General features: G+C 60.5%; 21 protein-coding genes. 11 read left to right on the top strand and 10 right to left on the bottom strand.

Features of this window, described 5'->3' with window-relative positions; genetic code table 11:
* Positions 1–128 precede the first annotated feature (128 nt).
* The 4 genes from NWV16_RS05745 to NWV16_RS05730 form a co-directional block, all read right to left on the bottom strand.
* The gene (locus NWV16_RS05745) at positions 129–893 is read right to left on the bottom strand and encodes an amino acid ABC transporter ATP-binding protein (RefSeq protein WP_260522304.1); all 765 of its coding nucleotides are present in this window, start codon (positions 891–893) and stop codon (positions 129–131) included.
* Between the two features lie 12 nt (positions 894–905).
* Positions 906–2,003 (bottom strand): amino acid ABC transporter permease, encoded by a 1,098-nt coding sequence (locus NWV16_RS05740; protein ID WP_260522303.1) that lies wholly within the window; start codon positions 2,001–2,003, stop codon positions 906–908.
* A 10-nt stretch (positions 2,004–2,013) separates the two neighbouring features.
* The gene (locus NWV16_RS05735) at positions 2,014–3,195 is read right to left on the bottom strand and encodes an amino acid ABC transporter permease (RefSeq protein WP_260522302.1); all 1,182 of its coding nucleotides are present in this window, start codon (positions 3,193–3,195) and stop codon (positions 2,014–2,016) included.
* A 65-nt stretch (positions 3,196–3,260) separates the two neighbouring features.
* Positions 3,261–4,292: an amino acid ABC transporter substrate-binding protein gene (locus NWV16_RS05730; protein WP_260522301.1), complete on the bottom strand. Its 1,032-nt coding sequence runs from the start codon at positions 4,290–4,292 to the stop codon at positions 3,261–3,263.
* A gap of 467 nt (positions 4,293–4,759) precedes the next feature.
* On the opposite strand from NWV16_RS05730, the gene NWV16_RS05725 reads away from it, so the two are divergent.
* The 5 genes from NWV16_RS05725 to NWV16_RS05705 all read left to right on the top strand — a co-directional run bounded on the left by NWV16_RS05725 (position 4,760) and on the right by NWV16_RS05705 (position 9,947).
* The gene (locus NWV16_RS05725) at positions 4,760–5,416 is read left to right on the top strand and encodes an alpha/beta hydrolase (protein ID WP_260522300.1); all 657 of its coding nucleotides are present in this window, start codon (positions 4,760–4,762) and stop codon (positions 5,414–5,416) included.
* Positions 5,417–5,526: 110 nt separating this feature from the next.
* Positions 5,527–6,999, top strand: a complete 1,473-nt coding sequence (gene rhlB / locus NWV16_RS05720) for an ATP-dependent RNA helicase RhlB (RefSeq protein WP_260522299.1) — start codon at positions 5,527–5,529, stop codon at positions 6,997–6,999.
* A gap of 125 nt (positions 7,000–7,124) precedes the next feature.
* Positions 7,125–8,069 carry an ornithine cyclodeaminase family protein gene (locus tag NWV16_RS05715; protein ID WP_260522298.1) on the top strand — a complete coding sequence of 315 codons (945 nt, stop codon included), beginning with the start codon at positions 7,125–7,127 and terminating at the stop codon, positions 8,067–8,069.
* A gap of 14 nt (positions 8,070–8,083) precedes the next feature.
* On the top strand, positions 8,084–9,211 hold the full coding sequence (locus NWV16_RS05710; protein ID WP_260522297.1) for an FAD-binding oxidoreductase: 1,128 nt from the start codon (positions 8,084–8,086) through the stop codon (positions 9,209–9,211).
* 94 nt (positions 9,212–9,305) lie between these two features.
* Entirely contained in the window at positions 9,306–9,947 is a 642-nt protein-coding gene (locus tag NWV16_RS05705; RefSeq protein WP_260522296.1) for a transcriptional regulator, read from the top strand.
* A 109-nt stretch (positions 9,948–10,056) separates the two neighbouring features.
* On the opposite strand, the gene NWV16_RS05700 is transcribed toward NWV16_RS05705, so the two are convergent.
* From NWV16_RS05700 to NWV16_RS05675, 6 genes are all read right to left on the bottom strand, one after another.
* Entirely contained in the window at positions 10,057–10,833 is a 777-nt protein-coding gene (locus NWV16_RS05700) for an ABC transporter substrate-binding protein (protein WP_260522295.1), read from the bottom strand.
* A 183-nt stretch (positions 10,834–11,016) separates the two neighbouring features.
* Positions 11,017–11,469: a molybdopterin synthase catalytic subunit MoaE gene (gene moaE, locus NWV16_RS05695; protein ID WP_085711692.1), complete on the bottom strand. Its 453-nt coding sequence runs from the start codon at positions 11,467–11,469 to the stop codon at positions 11,017–11,019.
* 3 nt (positions 11,470–11,472) lie between these two features.
* Positions 11,473–11,715, bottom strand: a complete 243-nt coding sequence (gene moaD, locus NWV16_RS05690) for a molybdopterin converting factor subunit 1 (protein WP_114881486.1) — start codon at positions 11,713–11,715, stop codon at positions 11,473–11,475.
* The gene (gene moaC / locus NWV16_RS05685) at positions 11,712–12,185 is read right to left on the bottom strand and encodes a cyclic pyranopterin monophosphate synthase MoaC (protein ID WP_007957321.1); all 474 of its coding nucleotides are present in this window, start codon (positions 12,183–12,185) and stop codon (positions 11,712–11,714) included. Before moaC ends, moaD begins: the two co-directional genes overlap by 4 nt.
* Positions 12,186–12,285: 100 nt before the next feature.
* Entirely contained in the window at positions 12,286–13,680 is a 1,395-nt protein-coding gene (locus NWV16_RS05680; protein ID WP_260522294.1) for a PhoH family protein, read from the bottom strand.
* 350 nt (positions 13,681–14,030) lie between these two features.
* A complete protein-coding gene (locus NWV16_RS05675) occupies positions 14,031–15,155 on the bottom strand; it encodes a polysaccharide deacetylase family protein (RefSeq protein WP_260522293.1) in 1,125 nt (374 codons plus the stop codon).
* A gap of 175 nt (positions 15,156–15,330) precedes the next feature.
* On the opposite strand from NWV16_RS05675, the gene yaaA reads away from it, so the two are divergent.
* The 6 genes from yaaA to NWV16_RS05645 all read left to right on the top strand — a co-directional run bounded on the left by yaaA (position 15,331) and on the right by NWV16_RS05645 (position 24,025).
* Positions 15,331–16,110, top strand: coding sequence for a peroxide stress protein YaaA (yaaA, locus tag NWV16_RS05670; RefSeq protein WP_260522292.1), 780 nt, complete (start codon positions 15,331–15,333; stop codon positions 16,108–16,110).
* An 812-nt stretch (positions 16,111–16,922) separates the two neighbouring features.
* The gene (locus tag NWV16_RS05665) at positions 16,923–18,239 is read left to right on the top strand and encodes a nucleotide sugar dehydrogenase (RefSeq protein ID WP_065258347.1); all 1,317 of its coding nucleotides are present in this window, start codon (positions 16,923–16,925) and stop codon (positions 18,237–18,239) included.
* A 106-nt stretch (positions 18,240–18,345) separates the two neighbouring features.
* Entirely contained in the window at positions 18,346–19,827 is a 1,482-nt protein-coding gene (alg8, locus tag NWV16_RS05660) for a mannuronan synthase (protein ID WP_176704428.1), read from the top strand.
* A gap of 35 nt (positions 19,828–19,862) precedes the next feature.
* Positions 19,863–21,032 (top strand): alginate biosynthesis protein Alg44, encoded by a 1,170-nt coding sequence (locus NWV16_RS05655; RefSeq protein ID WP_065258345.1) that lies wholly within the window; start codon positions 19,863–19,865, stop codon positions 21,030–21,032.
* A gap of 15 nt (positions 21,033–21,047) precedes the next feature.
* Entirely contained in the window at positions 21,048–22,547 is a 1,500-nt protein-coding gene (gene algK, locus NWV16_RS05650; RefSeq protein ID WP_409519331.1) for an alginate biosynthesis TPR repeat lipoprotein AlgK, read from the top strand.
* Positions 22,544–24,025 carry an alginate export family protein gene (locus NWV16_RS05645; RefSeq protein ID WP_260522290.1) on the top strand — a complete coding sequence of 494 codons (1,482 nt, stop codon included), beginning with the start codon at positions 22,544–22,546 and terminating at the stop codon, positions 24,023–24,025. Before algK ends, NWV16_RS05645 begins: the two co-directional genes overlap by 4 nt.
* Positions 24,026–24,045 lie beyond the last annotated feature (20 nt).

Raw genomic sequence — 24,045 nt, 5'->3', positions numbered from 1 at the left:
CCTGTCATCCAATCATGGGATGAATTTGCTGACAGGGTAGTCAGATTTTTCAATCAGGGCAACCGGCAAGATCCGGGCAAAAATAAACCCGGAACTGAGTCCGGGTTTATTTCAGCGCCTGAATCCGATCAATGCAGGATCTGGCTCAGGAACAGTTTGGTCCGGTCACTTTGAGGATTGTCGAAGAAGTCGTTCGGTGCCGCCTGCTCGACGATTTCGCCTTTGTCCATGAAGATCACGCGATTGGCCACGGTGCGGGCGAAACCCATTTCGTGGGTCACGCAAAGCATGGTCATGCCGTCTTCGGCCAGACCGATCATGGTGTCGAGCACCTCCTTCACCATCTCCGGGTCGAGTGCCGAGGTCGGTTCGTCGAACAGCATGATTTTCGGTTTCATGCACAGCGCACGGGCGATCGCCACACGCTGCTGCTGACCGCCGGACAACTGCCCCGGAAACTTGTGCGCCTGCTCCGGAATGCGTACGCGCTCCAGATAGTGCATGGCGATTTCCTCGGCCTTGCGCTTGGGCATCTTGCGCACCCACATCGGTGCCAGGGTGCAGTTCTGCAGAATGGTCAGGTGCGGGAACAGGTTGAAGTGCTGGAACACCATGCCGACTTCGCGACGGATCGCTTCGATCTGCTTGAGATCGTTGGTCAGCTCCACGCCGTCGACCACGATGCGACCCTGCTGGTGCTCTTCCAGACGGTTCAGGCAGCGGATGGTGGTGGACTTGCCGGAACCCGACGGGCCGCACAGCACGATGCGTTCGCCCTGACGGACATTCAGGTTGATGTCTTTCAGCACGTGGAACTGGCCGTACCACTTGTTCACGCCCTGCATCTGAATGATGCCTTCAGGGCCGACTGGCTTTTTGATTGCTTCGCTCATCGAAAAAAACTCCTAACGCTTGTGGCCAGTGTCGAGCTTGCGTTCCAGATGCATGGAATAGCGCGACATGCCAAAACAGAAAATCCAGAACACCAGGGCGGCGAACACATAGCCTTCGGTGGCCATGCCCAGCCATTTCGGATCGGCAGCGGCTTGCTTGACGCTGTTGAGCAGGTCAAAGAGGCCGATGATGATCACCAGGCTGGTGTCCTTGAACAACGCGATGAAGGTGTTGACGATGCCGGGAATCACCAGTTTCAGGGCTTGCGGCAGAATCACTAGGCCCATGGCGCGCCAGTAACCGAGGCCCATCGCGGCCGCGGCTTCGTACTGACCTTTGGGAATCGCTTGCAGACCGCCGCGCACCACTTCGGCGACGTAGGCCGACTGGAACAGGATCACGCCGATCAGCGCCCGCAGCAGTTTGTCGAAGTTCATGCCTTCGGGCAGGAACAGCGGCAGCATCACCGAAGACATGAACAGCACGGTGATCAGCGGCACGCCGCGCCAGAACTCGATGAACGTCACGCAGACCACGCGAATGGCCGGCATGTTCGAGCGGCGTCCCAACGCCAGCATGATCCCCAGCGGCAACGCGCCGGCGATACCGACGGTGGCGATCACCAGCGTCAGCATCAGGCCGCCCCACTGGCTGGTGGCAACCGCGCTCAGGCCGAACACGCCGCCATGCAGCAGGCACCAGGCAACGATCGGATACACCACCAGGAAGCTCAGCCCGTACACCGCTTTACGCGGCACACGCTTGATGAACAGCGGCGCCACGCCGATGACCGCCAGCCACACAGTCAGGTCCACGCGCCAGCGCAGGTCTGCCGGGTAGTAGCCATACATGAACTGGCCGAAACGCTGCTCGATGAACACCCAGCAGGCGCCTGCTTTGGTGCAGTCGGCGCGAGTGGTGCCGACCCAATTGGCATCGAAGATCGCCCAACTGAGCAGTGGCGGAACCACCAGGTAAATGAGATAGAACGCAAACAACGTCAGCAGGGTGTTGAGCCAGCTGGAGAACATGTTCGCGCGGATCCACGCCATCGGGCCGAAGACCTTGGCCGGCGGCGGCATGTCGGGTTTGAAAGTATGAGTACTCATGCGCTATTCCTTACCGCTCGATCAGCGCAATGCGCTTGTTGTACCAGTTCATCAGCAGGGAAATGCTGATACTGATCGCCAGGTACACGCTCATGGTGATGGCAATGACTTCGATCGCCTGACCGGTCTGGTTCAGCACGGTGCCGGCGAACAGCGAAACCATCTCCGGGTAACCGATACCGGCCGCCAGCGAGGAGTTCTTCGCCAGGTTCAGGTATTGGCTGGTCAGCGGCGGAATGATCACCCGCAGCGCTTGCGGAATGATCACCTTGCGCAGCGTCGGGCCGTTGCGCAGGCCCAGGGAACGCGCCGCTTCGGTCTGGCCGTGGCTGACCGACTTGATCCCCGAACGCACGATCTCGGCGATGAACGCCGCGGTGTACACGGTCAAGGCCAGAGTCAGAGCCAGCAGCTCCGGGATCAACACCCAGCCGCCGACGAAGTTGAAGCCTTGCAGTTTCGGCATTTCCCAATGCAGCGGAGCGCCGAAAACCAGCGCGCACAGCGTCGGGATCACCAGGAAAATTGCCACGCCGGCCCAGAACTTGTGGAAGGGTTCGCCGGTTTCTTCAAAGCGCCTGGTGGCCCAACGGCTCATCAGCACGATGGCAACGATGGCCACCACGATGCTGACCACGAACGCCCAGAAGCCGTCGGCCATCTGTGCCGCCGGCATGTTCAGACCACGGCTGCTGACGAAGAAGGTGTCGCCGAAGTTGTGGCTGTTGCGCGGCCCCGGCATGGTCAGGAACACCGCGAAGTACCAGAACAGGATTTGCAGCAGCGGCGGAATGTTGCGGAAGACTTCCACATACACGGTCGCCAGTTTGCTGATGATCCAGTTCGGCGACAGCCGCGCCACACCGATAATGAAGCCCAGCAGGGTCGCCAGGATCACGCCGATGAAGGTCACCAGCAACGTGTTGAGCAGGCCGATCACGAACACGCGGGCATAGCTGTCCGCTTCGGTGTAGGAAATCAGGTGTTGAGCGATGCCGAACCCGGCACTGCGCTCCAGAAAGCTGAACCCGGACGTAATGCCCCGGTGCTGCAGGTTGGTCTGGGTGTTATCGAACAGATACCAGCCCATGGCGACCACCGCCACGACGGTGATGATCTGGAATAGCCACGCACGCACACGCGGATCGCTGAGGCTGAACCTCTGCTTTGGTGCGCCGATTGAATTTTGCATGAAGTGCCCCGGAAAAAATGGAACAGAACATCACCCGGCGGCTGGCCCGCCGGGTGATAGAACCATTAGCGCACTGGTGGTGCGTACTGAATGCCGCCGTTGTTCCACAGCGCGTTCAGGCCACGGTCGATTTCCAGCGGAGTGCTCTTGCCGAGGTTTTTCTCGAAGATTTCACCGTAGTTGCCGACTTGCTTGACGATCTGTACGACCCAGTCCTTCGGCAGTTTCAGGTCCTTGCCGTACTCGCCGTCTGCACCCAGCAGACGGGCAACGTCCGGGTTCTTGGTGGACTTGGCTTCGGCTTCGACGTTTTTCGACGTGATGCCGGCTTCTTCAGCGTTGAGCAGCGCGTAGCCGACCCAGCGCACGATCTTATTCCACTCATCGTCACCGTTACGCACGACCGGACCCAGCGGTTCCTTGGAAATGGTTTCCGGCAGAACTACGTAATCCTTCGGCGAAGCCAGTTTGCTGCGCTGGGCGAACAGCTGGGACTTGTCGGAGGTCAACACGTCGCAACGACCGGACTCCAGCGACTTGGCGCTTTCGTCGGAGGTGTCGAAAGTGATCGGGGTGTACTTCAGGCCGTTGGCGCGGAAGTAGTCGGAGACGTTCAGCTCGGTAGTGGTACCGGCCTGAATGCAGATGGTCGCGCCGTCGAGTTCCTTGGCACTCTTCACGCCCAGCTTGTTGTTGGCCAGGAAGCCCACGCCGTCGTAGTAAGTGATGAAGCCCGGGAAAAACAGCCCCATGCCCGCGTCACGGGAGCTGGTCATGGTGGTGTTGCGCGACAGGATGTCGATTTCGCCGGACTGCAGCGCGGTGAAGCGCTCCTTGGCGTTCAACTGACTGAACTTGACCTTGGTCGCGTCGCCGAACACGGCAGCGGCCACGGCACGGCAGACGTCGGCGTCGATACCAACGATCTTGCCGGTCGAATCCGGTACGGAGAAGCCTGGCAGACCGTCGCTCACGCCACACTGCACGAAACCTTTCTTCTGTACCGCATCCAGGGTTGCACCCGCCTGAGCGAACCCGCTGACACCCAGTACTGCAGCAGCAGTCACGATCGCCAGCGTGGATTTCAACATCTTCATTCAAACCTCCAGTTTTGCTCTTGTTGTGTCGGAGCTTGAGTCCAGTCGCACCCTTTTGAGGCGTTGTTGACCCGTGTTGGCTTTTTATAGGGTCAACCGACGCAGGACCTTCGCTATGAGTCTAGTAGGAGAAAATCCACATCATGGACAACTCACTTCTCACCAGTCGGCCGAACGGGCGGTAGCCCTTTCACGTTCGCGAAGCCCGTTGCGGCCATTGGCGAACATCCATCACCGGATTCTTTGCTATCCCGTCGCCGGGCGTTCACTGATAGTGTTACCGCCAGGCGCGAGATCGATTGCACGACTACCTCATAGCAAAGCCCGTACCACACCGCTCGCTGAAGCGATTGAGCGACAGGTCAATAGCAAAACTTGTAGCCTTGCGACATCTTCTTAACGGATCAACCGGGCGCGCACCTCCATCACGCACTTAATGAGAGCGCCCGCACATTTTTGGAGCAGCCATGACCGAGCCCTTGATTCTTCAGCCTGTTAAGGCAGCCGACGCCTGCGTGATCTGGCTGCACGGCCTCGGCGCCGACCGCTATGACTTCCTGCCGGTGGCCGAGGCCTTGCAGGAAAGCCTGCTGAGCACCCGCTTCGTCCTGCCTCAGGCGCCGACCCGCCCGGTGACCATCAATGGCGGATATGCCATGCCGAGCTGGTACGACATCAAGGCCATGAGCCCGGCCCGGGCCATCGACCGCAATGAACTGGAAGCCTCCGCCGATCACGTCATCGAATTGATCGAACAACAGCGCGCCAGCGGAATAGACCCTTCGCGGATTTTCCTGGTCGGTTTTTCCCAGGGTGGCGCCGTGGTCTATCACACCGCTTTTCTGAAATGGCAGGGACCGTTGGGCGGTGTGCTCGCGTTGTCGACCTATGCGCCGACCTTCAGCGACGAACTGGAGTTGTCCGCCAGCCAGCAACGGATTCCGGCACTGGCGCTGCACGGCCAGTTCGACAACGTGGTGCAAAACTCCATGGGCCGCACGGCGTATGAGTATCTGAAGACCCATGGTGTCACCGTGACATGGCAGGAATACCCAATGGAGCACGAAGTGTTACCCGAAGAAATTCGCGACATCGGCGTGTGGTTGAGCGAACGCCTGCGCTGATCGTTCCGGGATCGATTTTCCGATGGTCGGTCCCCTTTGATCATCCCACTACGCCGCGCCCGTTTCTTGCATTACACTGGCCGGCGTACATTCCTTAACCAATTGATGAGATGACCGTGCTCAAAGCACTCAAGAAGATGTTCGGTAAAAGCGAGGCCGAGCAGCTCGCACCCGGTTCGCCATCGCAGGCCCCCGGCCATCGCAGCGATGCCAGACCGGCCGACCGCCAGGCTCCCGCAGCCACACCGAAACGCGAACCGAAAACCGCCCCTGCCGCCGCACCGGTCACTGAACCGGCCCGCAGCGAAGCACCAAAACCGGCCAGACCACGCCGCGAACCGAAGCCCAAGGCGCCGGTCATTCCCTGGAAACTCGAAGACTTCGTCGTCGAGCCACAGGAAGGCAAGACCCGTTTCCACGATTTCAAACTCGCCCCGGAACTGATGCATGCCATCCACGACCTGGGTTTCCCGTATTGCACGCCGATCCAGGCCCAGGTACTGGGTTTCACCCTCGCCGGCAAAGACGCCATCGGCCGCGCCCAGACCGGCACCGGCAAGACCGCCGCGTTCCTGATCTCGATCATCACCCAGCTGTTGCAGACCCCGCCGCCGAAAGAGCGCTACATGGGCGAGCCGCGGGCGCTGATCATCGCGCCGACCCGTGAGTTGGTGGTGCAGATCGCCAAGGATGCCGCCGACCTCACCAAGTACACCGGCCTCAATGTGATGACGTTCGTCGGCGGTATGGACTTCGACAAGCAGCTCAAGCAGCTCGAAGCCCGTCACTGCGACATCCTCGTCGCGACCCCGGGCCGTCTGCTCGACTTCAACCAGCGCGGCGACGTACATCTGGACATGGTCGAAGTGATGGTGCTGGACGAAGCCGACCGCATGCTCGACATGGGTTTCATCCCGCAGGTTCGGCAGATCATTCGCCAGACTCCGCCGAAAAGCGAACGTCAGACCCTGCTGTTCTCCGCGACCTTCACCGATGACGTGATGAACCTCGCCAAGCAGTGGACCACCGACCCGGCCATCGTCGAAATCGAGGTCACCAACGTGGCCAACGAAAACGTCGAACAGCACATCTACGCGGTGGCCGGTGCCGACAAATACAAACTGCTCTTCAACCTGGTCAACGACAACGGCTGGGAGCGAGTGATCGTGTTTGCCAACCGCAAGGACGAAGTGCGACGCATCGAAGAACGCCTGGTGCGTGACGGCATCAACGCCGCGCAACTGTCCGGCGACGTGCCGCAGCACAAGCGGATCAAGACGCTCGAAGGCTTTCGCGAAGGCAGGATCCGTGTGCTGGTCGCCACCGACGTGGCCGGTCGCGGTATTCACATCGACGGCATCAGCCACGTGATCAACTTCACCCTGCCGGAAGTCCCGGACGACTACGTGCACCGCATCGGCCGAACCGGCCGGGCCGGCGCCGATGGCGTTTCGATCAGCTTCGCCGGTGAAGACGACTCCTATCAGTTGCCGTCCATCGAAGAAAAGCTCGGTCGCAAGATCAGCTGTGAGACGCCACCGACCCATCTGCTGCGGGCGGTTGAGCGCAAGCGCCCACAGTAAGCGACGCCATATAAAGAAGCGCAGCCGGCAACGGACTGCGCTTTTTTTTCGCCTCGGATATTGTCCAACAAAACTAAAAGTCCATAATGGACAAATTAGTTTACATACAATCTCCGGAGTTCAATATGTCCAGCACGCCGTATGTGATTGATCAAACCCGGGCACGGGAGCTTCTGGCCCGGATCGATGTGCCGCAGATTCTGCGCAAACTGTTTCGCGACCTGTCAGCCGGACACGCCGTGCAACCGGCGCAGCAACTGGTGGAATTCCCCCAGGGCGCCGGGGACTTCATCAACTATCTGGGCGTGCTGGCCGAAGATGGTGTGTACGGGGTCAAGACGTCGCCATACATCGTTCGCGAACAAGGCCCGCTGGTGACAGCATGGACGCTGTTGATGTCGATGCAGACCGGTCAGCCGCTGCTGCTCTGCGATGCCGGCGAACTGACCACCGCCCGTACCGCAGCGACCACCGCCGTAGCCGTCGATGCCCTTGCGCCGTTGAAGGCCTCGCGTCTGGCAATCATCGGCAGCGGCAAGGTCGCCCAGGCACATCTGCACTACATCAAGACATTACGTGACTGGCAGGGCATCAGCGTGTACTCGCCATCCTTGACCGAAGACCGGGCAACCGCCAGCCTGCTGCACACTCTCGATCCCCGGGTGAGCATCGCCGACAGCCGCGAAATCGCCATCGCCGAGGCTGATGTCATCTTGCTCTGCACCTCATCCGCAGGACCTGTGATCGACCCGGCAACGTTGAGCAAGCCGGCGCTGATCACCTCGATCAGCACCAACGCACCCCGCGCCCACGAAGTGCCGCCGCAGTGCCTCAACGATATGCAAGTGTTCTGCGACTATCGGCTGACCACACCGGGTTCGGCTGGCGAGATGTTGATCGCCGGCGAACGGCATGGCTGGGACAAAAATGCGATCGTCGGTGACCTTGCGGACCTGCTCAGCGAAAAAGTGCAGCGTCCGGATTATCACCGTCACGTGTTTTTCCGTTCCATCGGTCTGGGCCTGGAAGACATCGCCCTGGCCAACGCCGTCTATCAATTGCAGCGCTGACACCGGAGATTTTCATGGCTCATGCAGATTTCATCATCATCGGCGGCGGGATTGCCGGCGCCTCCACCGGTTTCTGGCTGTCGCAACACGGCAAGGTCGTGGTGCTGGAGCGCGAATCGCACCCGGCGTATCACTCCACCGGGCGTTCGGCTGCGCTGTTCACTGCCGCTTACGGAACGCCGCAGGTTCGGGCACTGACCCAGGCCAGCCGGGCGTTTTTCGATCACCCGCCCAGTGGCTTCTGTGAACATCCGTTGCTGACCCCGCGTGGCGAAATGACCGTGGATTTCACCGGTGACGCCGCCGAACTGAACAATCAATACCTCAGCGCCAAAGCCACGGTACCGGAGATGCAGTTGCTCAGCGCGGAAGAAGCCTGTGTGCGGTTGCCGATTCTGCGTCGGGAAAAGGTTCACGGTGCGATCTACGACCCGACCGCCAGCGACATCGACACCGACGCGCTTCATCAGGGCTATCTGCGCGGCATTCGCCGCAACAACGGGCAAGTCCTGACCGATTGCGAAGTGCTCGGGCTGAACCGTGATGCCGACGGCATCTGGCAAGTGCAGACCAACGGCCAGACCTTCAGCGCGCCTGTCGTGATCAACGCCGCAGGCGCCTGGGCCGACAAGATCGGAGCCCTCGCCGGTGCCCGACCGCTGGGCCTGCAACCGAAGCGCCGCGCCGCGTTCATCTTCGCCGGCCCCGAAGGCGTGGACATTCACCACTGGCCGATGCTGGTCAGCCTCGACGAATCGTTCTACATGAAGCCCGACGCCGGCATGTTCCTCGGCTCTCCGGCCAACGCCGATCCGGTCGAACCCCACGATGTGCAGCCGGAAGAACTGGACATCGCCATGGGCATCTACCAGATCGAAGAAGCGACCACCCTGACCATCCGCCGCCCGACCCGCACCTGGGCCGGCCTGCGCAGTTTCGTGGCCGACGGCGACTTGCTGGCAGGGTTCGATCCGCAGGTGCCCGGACTGTTCTGGGTCGCGGCCCAGGGAGGCTACGGCATTCAGACGTCGCCGGCGATGGGCATGGCCAGCGCCGCTCTGGTACGTCATCAGCCGTTGCCCGAGCACCTGGAACAGTTCGGTCTGACGGCGGCCATGCTCTCGCCTGCCCGTCTGACCTGAGCCTGCGTCCGGATGACTCGCCCGACGGATTGCGGCACACTCGCAACGCCCCCCGGACCACGGGGGCGTTGACGTTGCCTGGAGCTCCACTGTTATGACCGCCCCCGAACAAACGCCCGAGCCGAATGACGCCGCGCTGGATAACTTCCGCGCCATCGCCGATGCCATCGCCACCCTGTTCTTTCCCCACGCTGAAGTGGTGCTGCATGACCTGCGCACGCAGAAGGTCGACTACATCGCCAATAACCTGTCGAAACGGGTGATCGGCGATGAATCGTCGCTGGAAGACATGCTCAGCGAAGACGTCAGCGAACGGAACATCGGCCCGTACGAAAAGCTCAACTGGGACGGCCAGAAGATTCGCAGCCTGAGCACCGTGCTGCGCGACAGCGAGGGGCGTCCGCTGGCGGTGCTGTGCATCAACCTCAATATTTCGCTGTTCGAGAACGCCAAGGCGGCGCTCGACCTGTTCCTCTCGCCGAGCAAACTGATTCCGCAACCGGACTCGCTGTTTCGCGATGACTGGCAGGAGCGGATCAACACCTTCCTGCACGCGTGGCTACGGGAACGGCAACTGAGCCTGAATCTGCTGACCCGCGATCACAAACGCGAACTGGTGCTGGCGCTGCACGCCGAGGGGGCGTTCAAGGGCAAGAGCGCCTCGAACTACGTGGCCAATGTGCTGAACATGGGGCGGGCGACGGTGTACAAGCATTTGAAGGAACTGAAGGGCTGAAAATCTTCATTGGCCGTTTCCGTCCCTTCGCGAGCAGGCTCGCTCCCACACTGGATCTGTGGCGTCCACACATCCCTGTGGGAGCGAGCCTGCTCGCGAAGGCGGCAGATCAGTCGCCGTAGATATCGGACTTGAAGTACTTCTCGGAAATCTTCTGATACTCGCCGCTGGCACGAATGCCATCGATGGCGCTGTTCAACTGGCTGACCAGCTCGGTGTTACCCTTGCGCACCGCAATCCCGGCGCCCTCGCCCACGTATTTCGGATCCTTCAGTTCCGGCCCGACAAACGCATAACCCTTGCCGCGTGGCATCGACAGGAAGTCGGTCAGCGGAATGGTGTCGGCGAAAATCGCGTCGAGACGACCGGCGGCCAGGTCCATGTAGATTTCTTCGTTGTTGCCATAGCGCTTGACGTTGATGCCCTTGGGTTCGAACACCTCGGTGGCGTAGCGATCGGTGGTCGTGGCGCGCTGCACACCGACGGTCTTGCCCTTGAGGCTGGCGTACTGGTCATCGACGGTCGAACCTTCCTTCATCACCAACCGCGACGAGGTGAAATAGTACTTGTGGGTGAAGTCCACGGACTTCTTGCGGTCTTCATTGATGGTCATGGACGACAGCGCCATGTCGATTTTCTTCACTTTCAGGGAAGGAATCAGACCGTCGAACTCGCCCTCGACCCACACGCATTTGACCTGCATCTGCGCGCACAGGGCATTGCCGATGTCGTAGTCGAAACCGACGATCTCACCCTTGTCGGTTTTCGAGGCGAAGGGCGGATACGCCGCTTCGATGCCGATGCGCAGGGTTTTCTCGGCGGCGAACACGCTGCTGCACGCCAACAGGCTCAGCGCCAGACCGGTGATGAGGGGGAGTTTCTTCATGTTCGTTCTCTCGCGGGTTGTTGTTGGTTTGGCAAGACAGAAGAAAGAGCTGAAACGGGAAACGCTTTATTTGTACTTGTAAATCCATACTGGACTTTTACGTACAAACCGTCAATTGGACAAACGCCATCGGCGTCAGCCGATGGTCGGGAGTCGAGGGAGAAGATTGATTGGGGAGAGGCGTTACTGCTTCCAGCGATCCGCCGCCGCATGATCGCTGTCACGACCTTCGACCCAGCGCGGGCCGTCGCTGGTGTTTTCTTTCTTCCAGAACGGTGCTCGGGTCTTCAGGTAATCCATGACGAAGGCGCAGGCGTCGAATGCCGCCTGACGGTGGGCGCTGGCGGCACCGACGAACACGATCGGTTCGCCCGGCTCCAGCGCGCCGATGCGGTGCAGCACTTCCAGCTTCAACAACGGCCAGCGCTGTTCGGCCTCGACGGCGATCTTGCCCAAGGCCTTTTCGGTCATGCCCGGATAGTGTTCGAGAAACATCCCGGCGACATCGAGGCCGTCATTGAAGTCACGCACATAACCGACAAAACTCACCACCGCGCCGACGCCGACATTGGCCGCGTGCATCGCGTTGACTTCAGCGCCGGGATCGAACGCCGTGGACTGCACACGAATTGCCATGTCTCAGCCTCCGGTCACGGTAGGGAAAAACGCCACTTCGTCGCCATCGACCACCGGCTCATCGAGCTGGCACAGGTCTTCGTTGCGCGCGCACATCAGGTTCTGTTCGCTCAGCACCTCGGCGCCGTCACGCTTGGCGAGCAATGCACGCACGTCTTCGACTGTCGCAAAATCACCCTCGACCTTCACCGAATCCACGCCCAGGGCCTCACGGTAACGGGCAAAAAACTTCACGGTCAGGTTCATGGCTGCTCCGCCTGGAAATGCCCGCTCTTGCCGCCGACTTTCTCCAGCAGGCGCACGCTTTCGATGGTCATGCCGCGATCCACGGCCTTGCACATGTCGTATATCGTCAGCGCGGCGACGCTGGCGGCGGTCAGCGCTTCCATCTCCACACCGGTCTGCCCCGACAACTTGCAACGGGCCACGATGCGTACGGCGTCGTCGCCTTCGGCGCTGAGTTCGACCTTGACGCCGGTGAGCATCAGCGGATGGCACAGGGGAATCAGGTCACTGGTTTTCTTCGCCGCCTGAATGCCGGCGATGCGCGCCACGGCGAACACGTCGCCCTTGGGATGGCCGCCGCTGACGATCATCTGCAGGGTGTCGGGCAGCATGCGCACCAGCGCTTGGGCCGTCGCCTCGCGGAACGTCACGGCTTTTTCGGTGACGTCGACCATGTTGGCGCGACCTTGGGAATCGAGATGAGTCAGCACGGGATTACTCCTGATCAGGAGCGTCGATTGTAAACCTGAGGGTCAGAATTGCGCACACAAAAAACCGGGCGACTTTGCAGTCGCCCGGTCCTTTGGCGGGTTACAGGTGCGATTCGGCGTATTCGGCCAGAATCGAGCGTGGCACCCCTTGTAGCGTGATGTGTACGCCGTTGGGGAAGTCTTTGAAACGTTCGGTCAGGTAGGTCAGCCCGGAACTGGTCGCGGACAGGTAAGGGGTATCGATCTGTGCCAGGTTGCCCAGGCACACCACTTTGGAACCGGCGCCGGCCCGGGTGATGATGGTTTTCATCTGGTGCGGCGTGAGGTTCTGGCATTCGTCGATCAGGATCAGGCTCTGCTGGAAGCTGCGACCACGAATGTAGTTGAGCGATTTGAACTGCAACGGCACTTTGCTGAGGATGTAGTCGACGCTGCCATGGGTGTTTTCGTCATCCATGTGCAAGGCTTCGAGGTTGTCGGTGATGGCGCCCAGCCAGGGCTCCATTTTTTCCGCTTCGGTGCCGGGCAGGAAGCCGATTTCCTGGTCCAGGCCCTGCACGCTGCGGGTGGCGATAATGCGGCGATAGCGCTTGCTGACCATGGTCTGCTCGATCGCAGCGGCCAGCGCCAGGATGGTCTTGCCGGAACCGGCGGCGCCGGACAGGTTGACCAGGTGAATGTCCGGGTCGAGCAAGGCGTACAGCGCCAGACTCTGATAGATGTCACGGGGCTTGAGGCCCCAGGCTTCCTGATGCAGCAGCGGTTCCTGGTGCAGATCGAGGATCAGCAGACGATCCTCTTCAATCTCCTTGATCCAGCCGACGAAGCCCTGCTCATCGATGATGAACTCGTTGATGTGCACGGCCGGCAGGTTGTCGATCAGTTGCACCTGGTGCCAGGTGCGGCCATGGTCCTGACGTGTTTCGACCTTGCTCACGCGGTCCCAGAAGGAGCCGGTCATGTTGTGATAGCCGTTGGGCAGCAGGGAGACGTCGTCGACCAACTGGTCGGTGCTGTAGTCCTCGGCGTCGATCCCGCAGGCCCGCGCCTTGAGGCGCATGTTGATGTCTTTGGTGACCAGCACCACCGGTTTCTTCGGATCGCGGGTGTGCAGATCAATCAGCTGGTTGATGATTTTGTTGTCGTTCAGGTGCTCGGGCAGAATCAGGTTCGATTCGGCCTTTTTGCTCATCAGAATTGACAGCAAGCCCTTCGGTCCACTCTTGCCGCGCTGGATCGGCACCCCTTGCTCGACGTCTTCGGGCGAGGCATCGCCCAACGTCTTGTCGATCAGCCGGATCGCCTGGCGGCATTCGGCGGCGACGCTGTGATGGCCGCTCTTGAGCTTGTCCAGCTCTTCGAGCACGGTCATCGGAATCGCGACGTGGTGTTCTTCGAAATTCAGCAGGGCATTCGGATCGTGAATCAGTACGTTGGTATCGAGTACATAAAGGATTGGCTGGTTGGAGGAAGGGCTACGTCCGTGATCATCCATACTCGGTCACCTTTGTGGGAGCCATTCGACGCAATACCTGGGCGGTGCTGCGCCTCGAAGTGACTGCCGAATCCACCTGCGAAGCTTTTGTTCGGAATAGCAGGTGAATTGCACACAAAATGGGTCTTGGAAGACGCCACCTGTGTTGCAGGTTTCGGCGGTCTGACTTCGTAATACTCCAAAACCCGTGACAGAAAAAAGCACTTTGACGCTTTTTTGAAGTTTATTTTGCAAAGTGACGAAAAGCCCTTGGCGGACCGCCGCGCCCCCGTTAGAGTCGGAAGTCCGCTCGCATCAAATCCTGCAAAAAATTCACCCCAAGCCCAATGTTTCCGGGCTCTTGCCGTCTATCAGCGAAAAGCGTCCTGACAGTCTTCCCAGCCGATGCCGCTTTGCGCGGTCTGCGTGATCAGCCACGGCAACGCCGTCTTCACCGCATCCTGCTTCATGTTGAAATTGATCACCCCGTGACGCCACAACAGCATCAGGGTCAGCACCCGCTGTGCGCTCGGGTTGCCCTTGAGCTTGCCGGCGCCGTCCTGGGCATCGATGTCCCACAGCGCCACTTGCAGGCCCTGATTGTGGAAGAAGCCGGCGGCATCGCTGCGGCGCTGGCCGTCCGGTGGACGGAATAACGGCACGTAGTTCTCCGGCAGCTTGCTCTTGACCAGATCGGCACTGCGCCGCACCGAGTCCTGCCAGTCCTGCCAGTGGCTGTGGGAGCGGAACTCCCAACCCTGTACGCCGACGCACTGCCGGGAAAACGCCGCTTGCAGGTTGCTCACCGAACGTTCGGTCAGACGTGCCTGAATATCCTTGCCCAACATGAAGAACGTGCCACTGAGGTTCGACTTGCGCAGGTATTCGGCGAGCCATTCGGTGTTGTCCGGCAGCAGGTTCGCGGCACTGTCGAAGCTCAGCAGGAACAAGCGGTCGTGCATGTCGTCGCCGTTGCGCTCATAGTCACCGAAATGATCGACCTCGCTGGTGGTCTGCGGCGACAGAGCCGCCTTGCGCAGCAATTCATCCAGGTACTGTTGATGGAAGATCCGGCTCGGTTCGGCCCACTTCGTGTAGTAGCTTTCCTCGCTGACCACGAACTTGGCCGCTTGCTCGCGCAGGGTCGGCAGGTCTTCGACGAGAAAGCAGAAGGAAGCGTCCTGATCGCAGCTCTGCTGGGCGTAGTTGTAGCTGGTCAGCAAACGCTGCCACAGACGCTCGCGCAAGCTGTTGATCGCCTCCAGATTGACCGTGCGCAACCCCAGGCGCTGGGCCATTGCGGCCTCATCCAGCGCTTCGCTGCCCAACAGGCCCCGGGCGAACATCAGGACTTCCGCCCGGGAGGCGACGTCGAACAGGGTCGGATTGTCGAGTTTCTCCGGCCAGGTGCCGCGATCGAGCGTGGCAATATCGCCCGGCGCCGCGACGGCACCGACACTCAATAGCCACGCGGTGAAAAAAAGAACAATGCGCAAAGGGGTGTCTCCATAACAAAACCCGCGCGGCACTATAGCCGATCCCACACGATTCCCCTCAGCCACGCTCCCACAAGGAATTGAAAGTGAGCCGCCGATCACCTATGGACCTGATAGCTGGAGTCAACCCGGCCAACCCCCTAGAATCGCCCCCACGATCAAAGGAGACGACTACATGCTGATGGTGATTTCCCCCGCCAAGACCCTCGATTACGAAACACCGCCGGCGACCCCGCGCTTCACCCAGCCGCAATACCTCGACCATTCCCAGGAGCTGATCCAGCAGTTGCGCGAGCTGACGCCTGCGCAGATCAGCGAACTGATGCATGTCTCCGACAAGATCGGCGGCCTCAATGCTGCACGCTTCGGCAGCTGGACACCTGCATTTACGCCGGCCAACGCCAAACAGGCGCTGCTCGCGTTCAAGGGTGACGTTTACACCGGGCTCGACGCCCAGAGTTTCAGCGAAGCCGATTTCGACTACGCGCAACAGCACCTGCGCATGCTCTCCGGCCTTTACGGCCTGCTGCGCCCGCTCGACCTGATGCAGCCGTATCGCCTGGAAATGGGCACGAAACTGGCCAATGCCCGGGGCAAGGACTTGTACGCCTTCTGGGGCACGCGCATCAGCCAATGGCTGAACGAAGCGCTGGCCGAGCAAGGCGATGACGTGCTGCTTAATCTGGCGTCCAACGAGTACTTCTCGGCGGTCAAGCGCACGGCCCTGAACGCGCGGATCATCAACACCGAATTCAAGGACCTGAAGAACGGCCAGTACAAGATCATCAGCTTCTACGCCAAGAAAGCTCGCGGCCTGATGAGTCGCTTCGTGATCCAGGAACGTATCAACGATCCGGCCGCCCTCAAACAGTTCGATGTGCAGGGTTATCGCTACAGCGCCGAACAGTCGAAACCGGACAATCTGGTGTTTCTGCGCGACCACGCACCTGAATAAAGCATGCCCATTGCACGACTCTTTTTATAAGGAGTCGTGCACCTCGCACGACGTCAAAAAAACCTCCCTCCTTTTCGCCGATTTATTGGCGCCATAAAAACATCGCCCCCATTTCTATCTTTTCTTTCACTCGACAGAGGTCATTTTTTTCAGTAGTGGCACCAGATTTTTTTTCGAGTGGTGGCACAAAACCATCCAGGGCGATTATCTGCCTGTCAATAAAGGGCGAAATGGAAAGTGCTATCAATATGAAAGCAGTGCCATCTTTCTCAATATTTCAAGAAATTTCAAAATTCGCGATGGGCGGACCGGAACTATGTCAAAACCCATAGCTCATACCACCGGTAACGATTATCGCCGAGCTTGTACGAGATAACTTACTCAGAGACCAAGACCATGTAACCAAGTTGTCACAGCAACTTGCCCGACTGGGATTACAACTCTGGACAACTATCGAAGGACAGGAGATACGCACCATCAATATCCCCTGCAAGGCCAAGGCCGCGCCCTTGTAAACGTGTTCGCCAGAACACCTGAACGACCGATCTACAGGCCTTCCGCCTGACATCGGGCGCACAACACAAGATTGCACAAACATCCCTTGTTCAAGGGATCGGCTGCATAACGGGGCACGTCATAACAACAAGGCCTGGTTGCGCACATCTTGAGTGCACTTATTTAGACACTCGGAACTTAGTATGCCTGCACACGGCATTGTGACGCCTGCAAGTCACACTTTCGAGTGCACTAAAACCGCTGAACACCATTAACTCCGGCCCTCTAACGGCCTGATATATACAGAGGTAATTGCGATGCGCATCAGCATATTTGGTTTGGGTTACGTCGGTGCAGTATGTGCCGGTTGCCTGTCGGCACGAGGCCATGACGTAGTTGGCGTCGATGTTGCCAAAGACAAGATCGACATGATCAACGCGGGCAAATCTCCCATTGTCGAACCGGGCCTGGGCGAGTTGCTGGCACAAGGGATCGAGACCGGTCGTCTGCGCGGTACGACCAACTTTGCCGAGGCGATTCGTGACACCGACCTGTCGATGATCTGCGTCGGCACGCCGAGCAAGAAGAACGGCGACCTGGAACTGAACTACATCGAGGCGGTGTGCCGCGAGATCGGTTTTGTCCTGCGCGAAAAATCCACCCGCCACACCATCGTCGTGCGCAGCACCGTTCTGCCGGGCACCGTTGCCAACGTGGTGATCCCGATCCTCGAAGACTGCTCGGGCAAGAAGGCCGGCGTCGATTTCGGCGTGGCGGTCAACCCGGAATTCCTGCGCGAATCCACCGCAATCGCCGACTACGACCAGCCACCGATGACCGTCATCGGCGAGTTCGACAAGGCCTCCGGCGACGTTCTGCAGTCGCTGTACGAAGAACTCGATGCACCGATCATCCGCAAGGACATCGCCGTTGCCGAAATGATCAAGTACACCTGCAACGTCTGGCACGCCACCAAAGTGACCTTCGCCAACGAGATCGGCAACATCGCCAAAGCGGTCGGCGTCGATGGCCGCGAGGTGATGGACGTGGTCTGCCAGGACAAGACCCTCAACCTGTCCCAGTACTACATGCGCCCGGGCTTCGCCTTCGGCGGCTCGTGCCTGCCGAAAGACGTGCGTGCCCTGACCTACCGCGCCGGCTCCCTGGACGTCGAAGCGCCGCTGCTCAACTCGCTGATGCGCAGCAACGAATCGCAAGTGCAGAACGCCTTCGACATCGTGGAAAGCCACGACAAACGCAAAGTCGCCCTGCTCGGCCTGAGCTTCAAGGCCGGCACCGACGACCTGCGCGAAAGTCCGCTGGTGGAACTGGCCGAGATGCTGATCGGCAAGGGCTATGACCTGAGCATCTACGACAGCAACGTTCAGTACGCCCGTGTCCACGGCGCGAACAAGGATTACATCGAGTCGAAGATCCCTCACGTGTCGTCCCTGCTCAACGCGGACTTCGACTCGGTGATCGACAACTCCGACGTGATCATCCTGGGCAACCGCGACGAGAAGTTCCGCGCCCTGGCCCAGGAAGCGCCGCACGGCAAACAGGTGATCGACCTGGTCGGCTTCATGGCCAAAGGCACCGATGCCGGCACTCGCACCGAAGGGATCTGCTGGTAAAGCAGCCCCAAGCGACAAGCCTCGAGCTGCAGACCCAGGCGTTTCACTGGCAGCTCGAAGCTTGAAGCTTGTCGCTCAAAGCTCCCCTCACCTTCGGATGACGGTCATGTCCAAGCTCAAACATTTTTTTCTGCAATCGGCCGGCTGGCTGCTGTTTCTGAGCCTGCTGATGGGCCTGGCCCTGATGCTGCCCGCGTCCACGTTCGACTCCGAGTCGAAGGACTTTATTTTCCTGATTGGCGCCGTGGGTATCTGGCGCTACTCGATGGGTGCAACGCACTTTGTGCGCGGCATGATTTTTCTCTACATCGTCTACCCGCACCTGCGCCGCAAGGTTCGCAAGCTGGGCAAGGCGGCGGATCCGTCCCATGTGTTCCTGATGGTGACCAGTTTCCGTATCGATGCGTTGACCACCGCGCAGGTTTACAGCTCGGTGATCCGCGAGGCCATCGACTGCGAACTGCCGACCACCGTGGTCTGCTCCATCGTCGAAATGTCCGATGAACTGCTGGTCAAGGCATTGTGGGCACGGATGAATCCACCGGATCGGGTCAAGCTCGACTTCGTACGTATTCCCGGCACCGGCAAACGCGATGGCCTGGCCTACGGCTTCCGTGCGATCTCCCGTCACCTGCCGGACGACCGCGCCGTGGTCGCCGTGATCGACGGCGACACCGTGCTCGCCGAAGGTGTGGTGCGCAAGACCGTGCCGTGGTTCCAGATGTTCGGCAACGTCGGCGGCCTGACCACCAACGAATTCTGCGAAGTGCGCGGCGGCTACATCATGAGCGAATGGCACAAGCTGCGTTTCGCCCAGCGCCACATCAACATGTGTTCGATGGCCCTGTCCAAGCGCGTGCTGACCATGACCGGTCGCATGTCGGTGTTCCGCGCCTCCGTAGTCACCAACCCGGACTTCATCGCCGACGTCGAAAGCGACTCGCTGCAACACTGGCGCCTGGGTCGTTTCAAGTTCCTGACCGGTGACGACAAGTCGAGCTGGTTCAGCCTGATGCGCCTGGGCTACGACACCTTCTACGTACCGGACGCGGCGATCAACACCGTTGAACACCCGCCGGAAAAGAGCTTCATCAAGGCCAGCCGCAAGCTGATGTTCCGCTGGTACGGCAACAACCTGCGGCAGAACTCGCGGGCGCTGGGTCTGGGCGTGAAACGCCTCGGCGCTTTCACTTCGGTGGTGCTGTTCGACCAGCGTGTTTCGATGTGGACGTCCCTGCTCGGCCTGACCGTGGCGATCATCGCCAGCTTCAAATATGGCGGCGCATTCATCCTCGCCTACCTGCTGTGGATCGGCATCACCCGCCTGATTCTGACCCTGCTGCTGTCCTGCTCCGGTCACCGGATCGGCCCGGCCTACCCGCTGATTCTCTATTACAACCAGATCGTTGGCGCGCTGGTGAAGATCTACGTGTTCTTCCGCCTCGATCAGCAATCCTGGACCCGCCAGCCCACTTCCCTGACCCGTGATCTCGCCAGCTTTCAACGTTGGTTCAACACCTGGTCGTCTCGGACCATGACCTTCTCCGCCGGCAGCATTTTCGTCGCCGTGCTGCTGATGATGGTCTGACCTGCCCCTCTTGAATTAACAAGGAAATCGCCCCCATGAATACCGCCGTCAACGTCAATGTAGTGCATGAATCCGAAGCCCAGCGTCAGCACGCCCGGGTGAAAATCCCGGCCAAACTGCGGTTCTTCGGGCCTGACCGCACACCGGTCGAAGCGCGGGTCATCGACCTGTCCGCCGGTGGCCTGGCGTTCAATGCCGGGCAACTGCCGCTGACCGTCGGCGAGGTGTACAAGGCACGCCTGCAATTCGTCATCGACAACCTCGGCATCGCCATGGACGTTGAACTGCAGGTGCGCTCCTTCGACCGCCAGACCGGCCGCGCCGGTTGCCAGTTCCAGAACCTCGAACCGCAGGACATTTCCACCCTGCGCCACCTGATCACTTCGCACCTGGCCGGCGACATCGTCAGCATCGGCGAAGTGCTGGCGACCCTGCAGCGCGACAACTTCACCAAGGCGCGCAAGGCCAAGGACAGCGGTCACGGCATGACACCGTTCGGGCGCCTGAAAGCGGTGACCTTCAGCGCCGGCATCTTTGCGATCGGCCTCGTGGCGGCGGGTTTCGTTTTCAAGTCGGTGTACAACATGTACTTCGTCAGCCATGCCCAGGCCGGGCTGGTCAGTGTGCCGGGCATGAACATCACCATGCCTCGCGATGGCACCGTGCAGAGTCTGGTGAAGTCCGACGGCGTCGCCGCCAAGGGCGCACCGCTGGCGACGTTCAGCACCAGCATGCTCGATGTGCTCAAGGGCCATCTGGATGAAGACCAGTTGCAACCGGCCAAGGTCGAAGAACTGTTCGGCAAGCAGATGACCGGCACCCTGACCTCCCCTTGTGATTGCACCGTGGCCCAGCAACTGGTGGCCGACGGTCAATACGCGAGCAAGGGCGATGTGATCTTCACCCTGGTACCGCGCAACACCCAGGCCACCGTCGATGCACGCTTCTCCTATCGCCAGTTCGGCGACGTGCGCCCGGGTACTCCCGTGAGCTTCCAGATCGCCGGCGAAGACAAGACCCGCACCGGCAAGATCATCAGCAGCACCAGCCTGAAAAGCGCCGACCTGTCCTCCGACATCCGCGTGCAGATCCAGCCTGACGAGCCGCTGGACAGCACCTTCGCCGGCCGTCCGGTGGAAGTGAACAGCGACCGTGGTCCGAACCTGAACTGGCTGATCGACAAAGCCATGGCTGCCGGTCTTTAAGTCGAGGACATGCCTGTGACTACTCCTGTCTTGACCACACCGCCGACCCTGTGGGAGCGAGCCTGCTCGCGAAAGGATCAGCGCGGTTTGTCTGATGTACCGAGTCGACTGTTTCGCCAGCAGGCTGGCTCCCACATGGGATTGGTGGTGTGCTCGCTGGCGCTGGCAGTCAGTCTGGCCGGTTGCGCCGGCCTGCCCGACCAGCGTCTGGCCAACGAAGCGCTCAAGCGCGGTGACACCGCGACCGCCGCACAGAACTACCGCGCGCTGGCCGATCTGGGTTACAGCGAAGCTCAGGTCGGTCTCGCCGACATCCAGGTCGACAGTCGCGACCCCGAGCAGATCAAACAGGCCGAGGCGACCTATCGCGCAGCGGCCGACGTGTCGCCGCGTGCCCAGGCCCGACTCGGTCGCCTGCTGGTGGCCAAGCCCGGCTCCACCGAGGCCGAACATCACGAAGCCGAAACCCTGCTGAAGAAAGCCGCTGCCAACGGCGAAGGCAATACGCTCATACCGCTGGCGATGCTCTATCTGCAATACCCGCACAGTTTCCCGAACATCAACGCCCAACAGCAGATCGATCAGTGGCGCAAGTCGGGCTACCCGGAAGCGGGTCTGGCGCAGGTGTTGCTGTATCGCACCCAGGGCACTTACGACCAGCATCTGGATGACGTGGAAAAGATCTGCAAGGCCGCGCTGCACACCACCGACATCTGCTACGTCGAGCTGGCCACGGTCTATCAGAAACGCGCCCAGCCAGACCGACAGGCCGAACTGATCAAACAGCTGCAGGCCGCCCACAGCCGTGGCAGCGTCAGTGCCCAGCGAGTGGACTCCGTCGCCCGTGTGCTCGCCGATTCGACCCTGGGCAAGACCGATGAGAAAACCGCGCAGTCGTTGCTCGAACCGATCGCGCCGGGCTACCCGGCCTCGTGGGTGACGCTGGCGCAACTGCTCTACGACTTCCCGGAACTGGGCGACGTCGATCAGATGATGAAGTACCTGGACAACGGTCGCGCCGCCGACCAGCCCCGCGCCGAACTGTTGCTGGGCAAGCTCTACTACGAAGGCAAACTGGTGCCGGCCGACGCGAAAGTCGCCGAGGAACATTTCCAGAAAGCCGTCGGTCGTGAAGTGGCTGCCGATTACTACCTCGGCCAGATCTATCGCCGCGGCTACCTGGGCAAGGTCTATCCACAGAAGGCCCTCGACCATCTGCTGACCGCAGCGCGCAATGGGCAGAACAGCGCCGACTTCGCCATCGCTCAGCTGTTTTCCCAAGGCAAGGGCACCAAACCCGATCCGCTCAACGCCTATGTGTTCAGCCAGTTGGCCAAGGCGCAGAACACTCCGCAGGCCGATGAGCTGGCGACCACCCTCGCGGCGCAATTACCGCCCGAGCGTCTGGCCGAAGCCCAGCGCCTGTTGCAACAGGAACAGGCCAGCCGTGGTGCCCTGAATCAGAACACGCTGCAACTGCACGCCCTGCAAGAAGACGGCGAGGAAAAATTATGAAGTTGAATCCATTCGTGAAGGCCGGCATTGGCCTTTCGTTCGCGCTGATCTGGTCTTGCCCGACACTGGCCGCGATCACTGAAACCAAAAACTTCGGCCTCGAAGTGAAGATCACCGGCCAGTCTGAAGACGACCGCGACCTCGGCACCGCGCCCGGTGGCGACGTCAACGGTGTGGGCCTCGACCTGCGTCCGTGGGTCTACGGCGAGAGCGGCGCGTGGAGTGCCTACGCCATGGGTCAGGCCGTGACCTCCACCGACGTCATCGAAACCGACACCCTGCAACAGTCCGACGGCGCCGAAACCACCGACAGCGGCGACCGCAAAACCAAAAAGAACTACCTGGCGATGCGTGAGTTCTGGGTCGGCTACAGCGGACTGACACCGTATCCCGGCGAAATCCTCAAGTTCGGTCGCCAGCGCCTGCGCAACGACGACGGCCAATGGCGCGACACCAACATCGAAGCGCTGAACTGGACTTTCGATACCACCCTGCTGCGCGCCAACGCCGGTGTCGCCGAACGCTTCAGCGAATACCGCACCGACCTCAAAGAGCTGGCACCGAAAGACAAGGATCGCCTGCACGCTTACGCCGATGCGGCGTATCAGTGGACGCCGGGCCAGTGGGTCGGCATTCGCGGCCATCACACCCACGACAACGGCAAGCTCGATTACGCCGAACCGGGCGTGCCCCGCGACACCCTCGACAAAACCCAGAACGGCGACATCAGCTGGCTCGGCCTGACAGCCGACAGCGACGCCTACAACTGGCGCAACACCAACACCGTCAACTACTGGGGCAGCATCACCGGCATGAGCGGCGACCGCGATACGGTCAACCCGCTGAACGCCGACGGCAGCCGCCCGGCGCAGGCCAAGCGCAGTGAAGACATCAACGGCTGGGCCACCGACATCGGCGTGCGCCTGCGCCTCGATCCACAGTGGCAGGTCGGTGCGGCCTATGCCCGCGCCAGCGCCGATTACCAACAGAACGGTCTGGAGAGCAACCGCTCCAACTACACCGGTACGCGCTCGCGGGTGCACCGCTTCGGTGAAGCATTCCGTGGCGAAATGAACAACATGCAGACCGTCACCTTGTTCGGTTCCTGGATGCTCAACGATCAGTACGACGCCAGCCTGATCTACCACAAGTTCTGGCGCGTGGACGGCAACAAGCCGGTGGGCAGCAACGGCATCAACGCGGTGGAAAACAACACCGACGACGTGACCGGCGCCATCCTCTCCAGCACCTCGCTGCCACTGCAGGACGGCAACAAGGACCTGGGCCAGGAAATGGATCTGGTGGTCACCAAGTACTTCAAACAAGGCCTGCTGCCGGCGGCGTTGAGCCAGTCGATCGACGAGCCTTCGGCGCTGGTGCGTTTGCGTGGCGGCGTGTTCAAGCCGGGTGACGCCTATGGCAGCCAGGTCGATTCGTACATGCACCGCGCGTTCATCGACGTGATCTGGCGCTTCTGATGCAAACCGCGAAGGGAGTG

The sequence above is a fragment of the Pseudomonas sp. BW7P1 genome (genome assembly GCF_024981055.1).
Classification (GTDB): Bacteria; Pseudomonadota; Gammaproteobacteria; order Pseudomonadales; family Pseudomonadaceae; genus Aquipseudomonas; species Aquipseudomonas bananamidigenes.
Note: the sequence above shows the minus strand (reverse complement) of the source record. Positions and strands in the feature narration are given on the sequence as shown.